Origin of the sequence: Enterococcus sp. DIV0170, from assembly GCF_051710765.1 — a bacterium.
Taxonomy (GTDB): domain Bacteria; phylum Bacillota; class Bacilli; order Lactobacillales; family Enterococcaceae; genus Enterococcus_A; species Enterococcus_A raffinosus.
On sequence record NZ_JBIOLG010000001.1, the window covers coordinates 625765 to 638990 of the forward strand.

The window sequence follows — 13226 nt, forward strand, 5'->3', positions numbered from 1 at the left end:
TCGGCCGTTTTTTCTATTTAATAGCAGAAGCAATTCTTTTCAAGCCCTCTTCAAGTATAACTTTTGGACAAGCAACATTTAAACGCATATGTTGTTTACCCTGAGGGCCATAACTAACCCCCGTATTAAGGACAACCTTTCCTTTATGAACCAATCGTTCCTCAAGTATTTCATCAGAAAATCCATACTCTGAAAAGTCTAGCCATAATAAATAAGTTCCCTCAGGTTTCATAATTCTAGTTTTGGGTAAATGGTTTTGAAAAAAAGTCATTGTGAAGTCTATGTTTGATTGAATATAAGATAGTAACTCAGTTAACCATTCTTCTCCAGTTTGATAGGCTGCCTGCATTCCAACGAGTCCGAATGTGTTAATTTCTTGTTGAAAGTTTTGCTCCTGCTTGCGAATTAATTGTGCCCGTAATTGCTCGTTTTTTACAAAGGCCAGCGAGTTTTTAATTCCTGCTAGATTAAATGTTTTAGTCATAGAGGTAAATTGTATACTAAAATCACTAAAGGAATCATCAGCGTTAAAAAAGGAGATCATTTCATTTGGAGAAAAAACCAAATCTTGATGAATCTCATCGCTAAACACTAGGACACCATATTTCCTACAAAGATCTCCAAGCTGTTTCAATTCTTCTTTTCGCCAAACACGACCGCCAGGATTATGTGGGTTACATAAGACCATGGCTTTTACTTTATAATGTTTGAATTTTTCTTCAATATCTCTAAAATCCATAATAAAATGTCCGTCTTTTTCAATTAATTGACTGCGGACTAATTTTCGTTGATTGGTTTTGATGATATTTGCGAAAGGAGGGTAAACGGGATCATTAATCAAGACCGCATCATTTGGTTTAGTAAAAGCTTGGACCGCTGTCGCTATCCCGGCTAATACCCCTGGAAAGAAAAGAATATCTTTCTTGTTTAAAATGAGATGATGGTGTTTGGCTTCCCAATCAATAATAGCTGTGTAAAGATTCTCTGGAATATCTGCATAACCCAGTATTCCATGTTTAAGTAAATTTTGATAAGCGCGTAATACTCCAGCGGGCGCTTTGAAATCCATATCTGCGATCCACAATGGCAACAGCTCTTTTTCTTCATACATGTTAAGAATAGTGTCCCATTTCACGCTGTCGGAACCAAGACGGTCAATTGGTTGATCGAAATTTGTCATACTTCTTCCTCCTACATCCTAACTTCAATTTTATTTATAAATACAGTATAATGAAACATGCGAAAAGAGGGAAATGAATGGAATATAAAATTGGGGACATTATTGAAGGTCAAGTAACTGGAATTCAACCTTACGGGGCATTTATTTCATTAGATGATCATACACAAGGATTAGTCCATATATCAGAGGTGCAGGCTGGATATACTAAAAATATCCATAACTTTTTAGAAATTGGTCAAGTAGTAAAAGTTCAAATTATTGATATAGATGAATATACCAAAAAAATTAGTTTATCTTTGAGAACATTGGCAGAACATCCTGCAGAATCACCCTATCATCGGAAACGTTACTTTACGAATCGAAATAAAAACATCGGCTTTCGTTCATTAGAAAAGAGTATGCCAGAATGGACTAATGAAGCAATAGATTTTCTTTTGAAAGAACGCACTGAAAATTAGCCGTAGTTTTACGCAAAAAATATCTTTTTTTCAGAAAACGTGATACAATAAGAACGATTTACGATTAGCTTTTGCAGAGGTGAAAATTGTGACAAAACAAGTATCTGGAACAATCATGTTGCACTTAGAAGATGGATCGAAACGTTTTTTAGTTCACGAAATAGGAAAAGATAAAGAATTTGCCCGCACTGATACTAAAGCCGAAAATACCGTTTTAGCTAGTTTTTTGAATTTTTTAAAAGCAACATTACATATTAATGTTAACGATATTCGTTTGGTAGAGTTAACAAATACACAATCACATGGAGACAATTTACCACTGTATGTCTTTGAAATGGCTAGTGAAGTGGCTACAGAGTTGCCTGATGGATTTGCTTGGGAAAGCCCAGAAAGCGTAAGGAAAATCCTTGGAACGATTGAAATAGAAGGTGTACCATTATTTGAATAGTTATAAAAAAAGAGCTTATGAAAATAAGTTTCTTTTTTTTTGAAAAAACAGTTGACCGATGGTTGATTAAGTGGTAAATTAATAAACGTTGCTGATACAGTGAAAGACGAACAATGACTCATTGAAATAAAAAAACTTCAAAAAAGTTGTTGACATTCACTCGGTAACCTGTTAAGATATAAAAGTTGCTGAAACAAAGCGACAAACAATGTAGACCTTTGAAAACTGAACGAATAAAACAAACCAAATGTGTAGGGCGTTTCTTTTAATAGAAACAAACAACATAGCAAGCAATATGCTAGCAAGTCAATTTTTACAATTGAGCTGATCAGTCGTAAGACTGTTTCAAACACTTTTTATGAGAGTTTGATCCTGGCTCAGGACGAACGCTGGCGGCGTGCCTAATACATGCAAGTCGAACGCTTTTTCTTTCACCGGAGCTTGCTCCACCGAAAGAAAAGGAGTGGCGAACGGGTGAGTAACACGTGGGTAACCTGCCCATCAGAAGGGGATAACACTTGGAAACAGGTGCTAATACCGTATAACAATAGAAACCGCATGGTTTCTATTTGAAAGGCGCTTTTGCGTCACTGATGGATGGGCCCGCGGTGCATTAGCTAGTTGGTGAGGTAACGGCTCACCAAGGCAACGATGCATAGCCGACCTGAGAGGGTGATCGGCCACATTGGGACTGAGACACGGCCCAAACTCCTACGGGAGGCAGCAGTAGGGAATCTTCGGCAATGGACGAAAGTCTGACCGAGCAACGCCGCGTGAGTGAAGAAGGTTTTCGGATCGTAAAACTCTGTTGTTAGAGAAGAACAAGGATGAGAGTAGAATGTTCATCCCTTGACGGTATCTAACCAGAAAGCCACGGCTAACTACGTGCCAGCAGCCGCGGTAATACGTAGGTGGCAAGCGTTGTCCGGATTTATTGGGCGTAAAGCGAGCGCAGGCGGTTTCTTAAGTCTGATGTGAAAGCCCCCGGCTCAACCGGGGAGGGTCATTGGAAACTGGGGAACTTGAGTGCAGAAGAGGAGAGTGGAATTCCATGTGTAGCGGTGAAATGCGTAGATATATGGAGGAACACCAGTGGCGAAGGCGGCTCTCTGGTCTGTAACTGACGCTGAGGCTCGAAAGCGTGGGGAGCAAACAGGATTAGATACCCTGGTAGTCCACGCCGTAAACGATGAGTGCTAAGTGTTGGAGGGTTTCCGCCCTTCAGTGCTGCAGCTAACGCATTAAGCACTCCGCCTGGGGAGTACGACCGCAAGGTTGAAACTCAAAGGAATTGACGGGGGCCCGCACAAGCGGTGGAGCATGTGGTTTAATTCGAAGCAACGCGAAGAACCTTACCAGGTCTTGACATCCTTTGACCACTCTAGAGATAGAGCTTCCCCTTCGGGGGCAAAGTGACAGGTGGTGCATGGTTGTCGTCAGCTCGTGTCGTGAGATGTTGGGTTAAGTCCCGCAACGAGCGCAACCCTTATTGTTAGTTGCCATCATTTAGTTGGGCACTCTAGCGAGACTGCCGGTGACAAACCGGAGGAAGGTGGGGATGACGTCAAATCATCATGCCCCTTATGACCTGGGCTACACACGTGCTACAATGGGAAGTACAACGAGTCGCGAAGTCGCGAGGCTAAGCTAATCTCTTAAAGCTTCTCTCAGTTCGGATTGTAGGCTGCAACTCGCCTACATGAAGCCGGAATCGCTAGTAATCGCGGATCAGCACGCCGCGGTGAATACGTTCCCGGGCCTTGTACACACCGCCCGTCACACCACGAGAGTTTGTAACACCCGAAGTCGGTGAGGTAACCTTTTGGAGCCAGCCGCCTAAGGTGGGATAGATGATTGGGGTGAAGTCGTAACAAGGTAGCCGTATCGGAAGGTGCGGCTGGATCACCTCCTTTCTAAGGAATATTACGGAAACTACACAGGTTGCTTTATTCGTTCAGTTTTGAGAGGTCTACTCTCAAATAAATATTTGGGGCCTTAGCTCAGCTGGGAGAGCGCCTGCTTTGCACGCAGGAGGTCAGCGGTTCGATCCCGCTAGGCTCCATTGATGACGTTGGTCATCAATCGTTCATTGAAAACTGGATACAGAAACAATAATTTAAACAAACCGAGAACACCGCGTTGAATGAGTTTTTTAAATAAGTTCAATTGCTTATTTTTTTCTGATTGGGAAGTCTATCGCTAGATGGAACAATCAACCCCTAACGCAAGTTAGGATAAGGTTAAGTGAATAAGGGCGCACGGTGGATGCCTTGGCACTAGGAGCCGATGAAGGACGGGACTAACACCGATATGCTTCGGGGAGCTGTAAGTAAGCTTTGATCCGGAGATTTCCGAATGGGGGAACCCAGCATCTTTTATAGGATGTTACTTTTCAGTGAATACATAGCTGATTAGAGGTAGACGCAGAGAACTGAAACATCTAAGTACCTGCAGGAAGAGAAAGAAAAATCGATTCCCTGAGTAGCGGCGAGCGAAACGGGAAAAGCCCAAACCAAGAGGCTTGCCTCTTGGGGTTGTAGGACTCCGATATGGTAGTCCAGTGAGATAGTCGAAGGACCTGGAAAGGTCTGCTAGAAAGGGTAAAAGCCCCGTAGACAAAATTTGACTGGCACCTAGGAGGATCCTGAGTACGGCGGAACACGAGGAATTCCGTCGGAATCCGGGAGGACCATCTCCCAAGGCTAAATACTCCCTAGTGACCGATAGTGAACCAGTACCGTGAGGGAAAGGTGAAAAGCACCCCGGAAGGGGAGTGAAATAGATCCTGAAACCGTGTGCCTACAACAAGTTAGAGCCCGTTAATGGGTGATAGCGTGCCTTTTGTAGAATGAACCGGCGAGTTACGATTACTTGCGAGGTTAAGTTGAAAAGACGGAGCCGCAGCGAAAGCGAGTCTGAATAGGGCGAATGAGTAAGTGGTCGTAGACCCGAAACCATGTGATCTACCCATGTCCAGGTTGAAGGTGCGGTAAAACGCACTGGAGGACCGAACCCACGTACGTTGAAAAGTGCGGGGATGAGGTGTGGGTAGCGGAGAAATTCCAAACGAACTTGGAGATAGCTGGTTCTCTCCGAAATAGCTTTAGGGCTAGCCTCAGAGTAAGAATGATGGAGGTAGAGCACTGTTTGGACTAGGGGCCCATCTCGGGTTACCGAATTCAGATAAACTCCGAATGCCATCCATTCATCTCTGGGAGTCAGACTGTGAGTGATAAGATCCATAGTCGAAAGGGAAACAGCCCAGACCACCAGCTAAGGTCCCCAAATAACTATTAAGTGGAAAAGGATGTGGGGTTGCACAGACAACTAGGATGTTGGCTTAGAAGCAGCCACCATTTAAAGAGTGCGTAATAGCTCACTAGTCGAGTGACCCTGCGCCGAAAATGTACCGGGGCTAAATAGTTTACCGAAGCTGTGGAACACACCAATAGGTGTGTTGGTAGGAGAGCGTTCTAAGGGCGTTGAAGGCAGATCGTGAGGACTGCTGGAGCGCTTAGAAGTGAGAATGCCGGTATGAGTAGCGAAAGACAGGTGAGAATCCTGTCCACCGAATGACTAAGGTTTCCTGGGGAAGGCTCGTCCGCCCAGGGTTAGTCGGGACCTAAGCCGAGGCCGAAAGGCGTAGGCGATGGATAACAGGTTGATATTCCTGTACCCGTTGTTTTTGTTTGAGCAATGGAGGGACGCAGGAGGCTAAGGAATCAGACGATTGGAAATGTCTGTCCAAGCAATAAGTCTTGATGTGAGTCAAATGCTTACGTCTTTAAGGACAAGTTGTGATGGGGAGGGAAATAATAGTACCGAAGTTCCTGATGTCACACTGCCGAGAAAAGCTTCTAGTGAGAAAACAATGGCCCGTACCGCAAACCGACACAGGTAGTCGAGGAGAGAATCCTAAGGTGAGCGAGAGAACTCTCGTTAAGGAACTCGGCAAAATGACCCCGTAACTTCGGGAGAAGGGGTGCTGATCTAACGATCAGCCGCAGTGAATAGGCCCAAGCGACTGTTTATCAAAAACACAGGTCTCTGCAAAATCGAAAGATGACGTATAGGGGCTGACGCCTGCCCGGTGCTGGAAGGTTAAGAGGAGTGCTTAGCGTAAGCGAAGGTACGAATTGAAGCCCCAGTAAACGGCGGCCGTAACTATAACGGTCCTAAGGTAGCGAAATTCCTTGTCGGGTAAGTTCCGACCCGCACGAAAGGCGTAACGATTTGGGCACTGTCTCAACGAGAGACTCGGTGAAATTTTAGTACCTGTGAAGATGCAGGTTACCCGCGACAGGACGGAAAGACCCCATGGAGCTTTACTGCAGTTTGATATTGAGTGTTTGTACCACATGTACAGGATAGGTAGGAGCCGTAGAAGTCGGGACGCTAGTTTCGACAGAGGCGCTGGTGGGATACTACCCTTGTGTTATGACCACTCTAACCCGCACCACTGATCGTGGTGGGAGACAGTGTCAGATGGGCAGTTTGACTGGGGCGGTCGCCTCCTAAAGAGTAACGGAGGCGCCCAAAGGTTCCCTCAGAATGGTTGGAAATCATTCGCAGAGTGTAAAGGCACAAGGGAGCTTGACTGCGAGACCTACAAGTCGAGCAGGGACGAAAGTCGGGCTTAGTGATCCGGTGGTTCCGCATGGAAGGGCCATCGCTCAACGGATAAAAGCTACCCTGGGGATAACAGGCTTATCTCCCCCAAGAGTCCACATCGACGGGGAGGTTTGGCACCTCGATGTCGGCTCGTCGCATCCTGGGGCTGTAGTCGGTCCCAAGGGTTGGGCTGTTCGCCCATTAAAGCGGCACGCGAGCTGGGTTCAGAACGTCGTGAGACAGTTCGGTCCCTATCCGTCGCGGGCGTTGGAAATTTGAGAGGATCTGTCCTTAGTACGAGAGGACCGGGATGGACTTACCGCTGGTGTACCAGTTGTCTCGCCAGAGGCATCGCTGGGTAGCTATGTAGGGAAGGGATAAACGCTGAAAGCATCTAAGTGTGAAGCCCACCTCAAGATGAGATTTCCCATTTCTTTAAGAAAGTAAGATCCCTGAGAGATGATCAGGTAGATAGGTCAGAAGTGGAAGTGCAGTGATGTACGGAGCGGACTGATACTAATCGATCGAGGACTTAACCAAAATAAAATGATTGTCGGTCGTTTAAAAACGTTTCTGATCCAGTTTTGAGTGAACGAAGTTTACTCAAGTAAATAGCAGTGTGGTGGCGATAGCGAGAAGGATACACCTGTTCCCATGTCGAACACAGAAGTTAAGCTTCTTAGCGCCGATTGTAGTGAGGGGTTGCCCCTTGTGAGATTAGGACGTCGCCACGCTGGATTTATTCCGGCATAGCTCAGTTGGTAGTAGCGCATGACTGTTAATCATGATGTCGTAGGTTCGAGTCCTACTGCCGGAGTTTTAAAGACAATTTTTCAAAATTGTCTTTTTTTGGCTCTTTGTCAAATAGGACTGATAGAGTGAGATAAGAACATCTAAGGTAGAATTCCTTTTCTACTTTAGATGTTTTTTTGATTCATAGGTAATCAGATTATTTAGTAAGAAAATTCTAGTCTTCATTTTCCAAAAGCTTCGAAAGCCATAAGCGACTCGTTTTAACGCTTTGATGTGGGTATGCAGATTTTCTATTTTGGCATTTGAATAAGGTAATTCCAGGGCTAAACGAATGCCGGATTCATAGGTTATAAAAGCTTTTTTTATATGATGCAGTTCTTTTGGAACGGAATTGGGCATCGTTCTTACAAGTTTAAAGAAAGTGTCCGCCTCTTTGTCGTGAAACGCTTGAAGAATTTCTTGATAGTAAAAATAGGCGATTCGTAATTCGTCAGAGATTGAAAGCAGACGATCCACCACTTCACTTTCGGTGAGATACGCCCAACCAAAATTGCGCCATTTGGTCCATTTGTCATAAACAAGCTTGTCCTGTCGTTTGATCAGAAGCCGAGACAACGCCTTTAATTGTCGATAATGTTTGGCTTGTGTTGGATCGTTACGATCCAAGCTTTTCATGATTCGTACGCGAATATCCTCAAATTTGCGAATGAGATGTTTGACAATGTGAAAACGATCCACAACGAGTTTTGCCTTTGGAAAACATTCCTTTATCAGAGAGGCATAAGAAGCATTCATGTCCGTCACGATGACCTTTACCTTCAATCGTGCGCGTCGTTCAAATTGCATAAAATAAGAAACGAGGGCTTTTTTCTTCCGTGAAGGAAGAATATCCAGTAATTTTCCAGTATCGCCATCCATACAAGAAAAGGAATAGGGACCGACTTGATTTTTCAGTGAACGAAATTCATCCATTAATAAACAACGCGGTAACCAATTTCTTTTTACTTTTGTCATGGGGATTAGAGAAGCAAGTGTCCGAGAAACGGTCGACCAAGAAACGCCGCAATGCTTAGCGATTGTCGTCATTGCTTGTTTTTCCGTTAGCTCTTCTAAAATTTTATAGCGCACTTGTTTAGCGATAAAGCAGTTTCTATCGACAATGTAGGTATTCGCCGTAAAATAGGTGTGGCAGCCACGACAGTGGTAGCGTTGTTTCGCTAAAGCAAGATAAGTCAGTTGGTTCGCACATTTATTAAGTTGAATGAGCGATTTTTTCTTTCCGTTCTTAACGATCATGCCTTCATGATTCATCTGTTTACACAAAGGACAGCGACGAATTTCTTTACTTAACGTCGCAGAAACAACAAGACTCTTAATCTTTTTAATCCTCTTCGATTCTACATTTGTGATGAGAATGTTTTTATCTTTGATTCCAAGTAGTAGTTTGATATGATGAAGATCAGGCATACAGAACGCTCCTTTGATTGTGTTGTGGTGATTCAATTCTAACGGAGCTTCTGTATGTTTTGTTTTTTCATGCTCAAAAAGGAACGATAGAATGATTTTCTATCAGTCCTAGAAATTATAGAGCCAAAATTAAAAGGTGTCCAAAAGTTGATGAAATTAGTCTTTTGGGCACTTTTCATTTGGTCTTTTTCTCTTTAAAATGAATACATGAAGCTGAATATTTTACACGCTATTTTCTTTGATAACTATCAAAATTGGAACAATTTCTATCAAAAAGGGAAAAGAAGAATTCGACTAGTTGTAAAGAAGGAAGTCCATAAGTTTCGTGATTGTGGTGGCCTCATAAAAGGGGATCGTTTATTTGTCTGTGAAGGGTGCCATGCTATAAAGATAGTGCTTTTCGGGTGAGCAAAGTATTTAAGGGATTATCATAATCGTGCTATTCTTTACATGAGGTGATGATAATTATGTATATAAATGTATCAGAGGAATTAGTAAAGAGGCTTGAAGAATATCAAAATAGTCGAATTGTTTTAGATTTAGATGATGGTGTGGGTCACTACTCCAAGGCTGGTAGCTGTGCGCTGAATATTAGTTTTCGATTGTTGATTTTAGATGAAGATCAAGATCATTCAGATTATACATTAGATGTTGAGAGCAACATTGGAAATATTGGTATTAAAGAACATTCTAAACTATATTTGGAAGATGAGATGTCTTTGATTTTTGATCCTCGTATGTCATTGATTAAACTGAAGGGTCCTAGTGGCATGATTGATGGAAATGTACAAATGATTGATTTACGTGAAAAAAAGGAGCAAGCTCAATAAGAGCCTGCTCCTTTTTATTTGGGTCGATCCACATCTACAATTGCTGAGATGTGACTATATGAGTTTCCTGCCAAACGTGCTAGAGGAGCCAATTTTTCTGGATCAATGTACTCTGTTTCCTTGTCGAAAACTTTCTCTTCAAAATAATAGTTTAAGACTTCTAAAATAAAAAGATCGCTAACAATGTCTCCATTGTTGTTCTTAATAGGAAGATATTGGTGCAACCTTACTTCAAAACGAATAGGCGCTTCACTAATCGCAGGTACTGTAACTTCTTTACTAGTTAACAGCGTTAGATTGTTATGGCTTAGTTCACTTTCTTCAGATGCTAAGGAAGCAGCGGACTGATTCATTTCGGTTAATATGGTGTCATTAACAATATGAATGACACCTTCATGTTGATTCAATAAATTGTAGGCTGTATCTTTCATTTGTTTATTCTTCCGATTAATCGAAAGGCTGACCAGTGGCAAATCTTTAGCAACAATGTTGAAGTAACTGAACGGTGCAGCATTAATCACATCTGTCTCTTGATTCATTGTTGTAATCCATGCAATAGGACGTGGAATGATGCTGCCAGTCAGGAATTTGTAATTTTGTTTCGTAGTTAGTTCTTTGGCTGAATAGAAAATCATCACGTTCTCCCTATTGCCTTTTTTTATTAGCGTCTGATGTATCAAATGGTCGAACATATTCTTCAATTTCTTCACGTTTTGATTGAAGATGAGGTGGTAAAGATAAAATTTCACCTGCATGTTCATAATCCTCGTCTTGTAAGAAACCAGGTCCGTCAGTAGCTAATTCAAATAAAACATTTGGTGCTGCTAGAAAGTATTCTGATTGGAAATAGAAACGATCAACAAAACCTGAATTTGGAAATTCTAAAGCATTGATTTTTTCAATCCAATCGCGAAGTGCTTCGTCATCTGCAACGCGCAAAGCTAAATGATGGACGTTGCCGTACCCTTCTTGAGCAGGAATCATATCTGGCTGATCATCGACAATGATCGTTGCGCCGTTGCCTCCCTCACCAACTTCAAATTGATGTAAGCTATCTTCTGAAGCTGTCTCAACAAAGCCAAGTAAATTTTCTAAAACAAGCTTTAAATGTTCAAATTTAGCTACGGTAACAATAGTTGGACCTAAGCCGAAGATGGCATGTTCGGCAGGAACATTTGAGTTTTTCCAAGGGGTTCCGCCTAAAACACCTTTGTTTTGTTCATCTGAAACTAGTTGGAATAGTTGATCGTCGTAGTCTTGAAATTCTAAATATTTTTTTCCAAAACGCTCTTTTACTTCACTGTGGGCAACACCTAGTTTCGTGAACCGTTGTAGCCAGTAGTCTAATGAAGAATCTGTAGGTACTCGAAAACCAGTTCTCGAAATACTATTTGTCCCTTTCGTTCCTTTTGGAATTTGTGGAAAGTCAAAAAACGTCATGTCAGTCCCAGGTGCTCCGGTATCATCGGTGAAATATAAATGATACGTCTCGATGTCATCTTGATTAACTGTTTTTTTTATCATACGTAAACCCAATATATCGGTGAAAAAGCGATAATTTTTTTCGGCACTTGAAGTCATTGCTGTAACATGGTGTAACCCGCGAATTTGTGTGTCCATAATTAATTCCTCCTTGATTCTTACTAAAAGTAAGTATAGGCGGATTTCTTTTGTAAAGCAAGAATATTGCCTTAGGTTGATATTTTACAAAGGAATCAGTAGGATGGAAGTAGGAGGTAGACGATGAAAAAAACTGTTTTGTTTGATTTAGATGGTACATTGACTGATTCAAGTGAAGGAATCGTGAATAGTGTTCGTTATATGTTGGAAAAAAGAGGTTTGGTAATTCCTGACGAAGCCACACTCCATAGCTTTATTGGACCACCGTTAACAGAAACATTAAGCAAATTATACGATCTTACAGAGAAAGAGTCACAGGAGGCAATTGCGATTTATCGTGAGTACTACTCGGAAAAAGGAATTAAGCAATTAGCTGTTTATCCAGGCATTATTGAATTATTAACTGAATTATCAACCATATACAATTTAGCAATCGCTACATCAAAACCAGAAGTTTTTGCGAATCAGATAATTAGAGAAACCGGTTTGTCAAAATATATTTCACATATTTTCGGTGCGGATTTAGTTGGGGAACGTTCCCAAAAACAAGCGGTGATTGCCTACGCTCTAAAAGAGCTGGAAAATAAATCAGCGATAATGATCGGGGATCGAGAATTTGATATTTTGGGAGCAAAGGCAAATCATTTGAAAAGTATTGGTGTTCTATATGGATTTGGTGACCGCAAGGAGTTGGTAGAAGCAGGAGCGGATATCATTGTTGAAAAAGTTGAAGACATTCCTGATGCAGTGAGAGAAGTCTTTTATTTTGTCTAAAAAAACAAAAAATCCCTCTCATGAGAGGGATTTTTAATCTATACTTCGGCTTAGTACCAGCCGTTTGCTTGCCAAAATGCTTGTGCGCCTTCCCATGAACCATAACGAGAAGTTACATATTGATCAGCGACACGTTCTTGGTTCGCAGCTGAGTAGTCACCATTTAGATATGAAGCGGATAGTTGGTAACGTCCAATATATTGACCATTTGTGGCTGTGTAAGACCCGCTAGATTCACGTTGAGCGATCCATTCTTTTGCAGCATTCGTACTTGCTGGAGTTGATGCTTCAGAAGTAGGAGCAGCAGCTTGTTGTACGGGTGCTGTTTCTTGAACAGGAGCTGCTTGAACGGGTTGTTCTGATTGAGCAGGAGCTGCTTGTTCTTGAACAGGAGTGACAGTTGTGTTGCCTTTAGCATCTGTATCGATGGTTAAATTTTGTCCTTCAAAAATCATATCAACATTAGAAATTTTGTTTTCCTTTGCAATTGAATCAACTAAGCTGTTGTCACCAGCAAATTTTATTGAGATTTTTGATAATGTGTCACCAGATTGAACCGTGTAATTTTCAGCTGCGTGCGCATCATTTGTTCCTAGTGCAAATACTGCACCAGCTGTTAGTAAAGTCGTAAGTACAAGAGTTTTTCCAAATTTCATTATGTAAATTCCTCCAAAAAAGTTTTTAAATTTCAATCAGTCATTTCGACTACGAGACATACTTTAACATCCTTCTTGATGTCATGGGTTATAAACCCGTGACAATACGTTACAATGTAATGTACAAATGTAACAAAGGAGAGGAATACTAGAGCTTTTGAAATACTTAAACTCTTTTAAGAATAAGTGAAAAGAGCATTAGGGCAAGATAGATAACAGCTGTTTTGGATGGGGATGTTTTGAAAGCGCTGCTTAAAAATGCAATGTTGAAACTTCACTGTAAAAAATCAGAAAATTGTTTGGCGATATGTTGTGCATAGGATAGAGAAAATTAGTGTTTGTTTCTTAAGAAAAGGTAAACACTGAAGAATGAAACCTAAAATAAATTCCTTAATCAAGCGATGAATCAGTAAAAATCGGGATTAGAAT

General features: G+C 41.7%; 9 protein-coding genes, 2 tRNA genes, 3 rRNA genes and 1 pseudogene. 10 read left to right on the forward strand and 5 right to left on the reverse strand.

Annotated elements, in window-relative coordinates; translation table 11 throughout:
* Positions 1 to 13: 13 nt before the first annotated feature.
* A complete protein-coding gene (locus IGI50_RS02985; RefSeq protein ID WP_438776128.1) occupies positions 14 to 1180 on the reverse strand; it encodes a MalY/PatB family protein in 1167 nt (388 codons plus the stop codon).
* A gap of 77 nt (positions 1181 to 1257) precedes the next feature.
* Here IGI50_RS02985 and IGI50_RS02990 point away from each other — a divergent pair, with 77 nt between their 5' ends.
* From IGI50_RS02990 to IGI50_RS03020, 7 genes are all read left to right on the forward strand, one after another.
* Positions 1258 to 1638 carry a CvfD/Ygs/GSP13 family RNA-binding post-transcriptional regulator gene (locus IGI50_RS02990; RefSeq protein WP_438776129.1) on the forward strand — a complete coding sequence of 127 codons (381 nt, stop codon included), beginning with the start codon at positions 1258 to 1260 and terminating at the stop codon, positions 1636 to 1638.
* A gap of 85 nt (positions 1639 to 1723) precedes the next feature.
* Positions 1724 to 2086, forward strand: a complete 363-nt coding sequence (locus IGI50_RS02995) for a hypothetical protein (RefSeq protein WP_028020625.1) — start codon at positions 1724 to 1726, stop codon at positions 2084 to 2086.
* A gap of 354 nt (positions 2087 to 2440) precedes the next feature.
* A 16S ribosomal RNA gene (locus IGI50_RS03000) occupies positions 2441 to 3999 on the forward strand.
* Positions 4000 to 4075: 76 nt separating this feature from the next.
* Positions 4076 to 4148, forward strand: a tRNA-Ala gene (locus tag IGI50_RS03005).
* Positions 4149 to 4324: 176 nt separating this feature from the next.
* Positions 4325 to 7237 (forward strand): 23S ribosomal RNA (locus IGI50_RS03010).
* Positions 7238 to 7315: 78 nt separating this feature from the next.
* A 5S ribosomal RNA gene (rrf, locus tag IGI50_RS03015) occupies positions 7316 to 7431 on the forward strand.
* Together the 16S, 23S and 5S rRNA genes with 2 tRNA genes alongside form the textbook arrangement of a ribosomal RNA operon.
* 9 nt (positions 7432 to 7440) lie before the next feature.
* A tRNA-Asn gene (locus IGI50_RS03020) sits at positions 7441 to 7514 on the forward strand.
* 95 nt (positions 7515 to 7609) lie between these two features.
* Here IGI50_RS03020 and IGI50_RS03025 read toward each other — a convergent pair.
* A complete protein-coding gene (locus IGI50_RS03025; RefSeq protein ID WP_438776130.1) occupies positions 7610 to 8917 on the reverse strand; it encodes an ISL3 family transposase in 1308 nt (435 codons plus the stop codon).
* A gap of 207 nt (positions 8918 to 9124) precedes the next feature.
* On the opposite strand from IGI50_RS03025, the pseudogene IGI50_RS03030 reads away from it, so the two are divergent.
* Both IGI50_RS03030 and IGI50_RS03035 read left to right on the forward strand, forming a co-directional pair.
* A pseudogene (locus IGI50_RS03030) lies at positions 9125 to 9313 on the forward strand (IS91 family transposase); the annotation flags it as partial.
* Between the two features lie 71 nt (positions 9314 to 9384).
* Positions 9385 to 9747, forward strand: coding sequence for an iron-sulfur cluster biosynthesis family protein (locus tag IGI50_RS03035; protein WP_438776131.1), 363 nt, complete (start codon positions 9385 to 9387; stop codon positions 9745 to 9747).
* 14 nt (positions 9748 to 9761) lie between these two features.
* Here IGI50_RS03035 and IGI50_RS03040 read toward each other — a convergent pair whose 3' ends face one another.
* Both IGI50_RS03040 and IGI50_RS03045 read right to left on the reverse strand, forming a co-directional pair.
* Positions 9762 to 10382 (reverse strand): flavin reductase family protein, encoded by a 621-nt coding sequence (locus IGI50_RS03040; RefSeq protein ID WP_218256714.1) that lies wholly within the window; start codon positions 10380 to 10382, stop codon positions 9762 to 9764.
* A gap of 10 nt (positions 10383 to 10392) precedes the next feature.
* The gene (locus IGI50_RS03045) at positions 10393 to 11367 is read right to left on the reverse strand and encodes a ring-cleaving dioxygenase (RefSeq protein ID WP_218256715.1); all 975 of its coding nucleotides are present in this window, start codon (positions 11365 to 11367) and stop codon (positions 10393 to 10395) included.
* A 123-nt stretch (positions 11368 to 11490) separates the two neighbouring features.
* On the opposite strand from IGI50_RS03045, the gene IGI50_RS03050 reads away from it, so the two are divergent.
* Positions 11491 to 12141 carry an HAD-IA family hydrolase gene (locus IGI50_RS03050; RefSeq protein WP_218256716.1) on the forward strand — a complete coding sequence of 217 codons (651 nt, stop codon included), beginning with the start codon at positions 11491 to 11493 and terminating at the stop codon, positions 12139 to 12141.
* A gap of 50 nt (positions 12142 to 12191) precedes the next feature.
* Here IGI50_RS03050 and IGI50_RS03055 read toward each other — a convergent pair whose 3' ends face one another.
* Positions 12192 to 12797, reverse strand: coding sequence for a LysM peptidoglycan-binding domain-containing protein (locus tag IGI50_RS03055; protein ID WP_010746801.1), 606 nt, complete (start codon positions 12795 to 12797; stop codon positions 12192 to 12194).
* Positions 12798 to 13226: the final 429 nt, after the last annotated feature.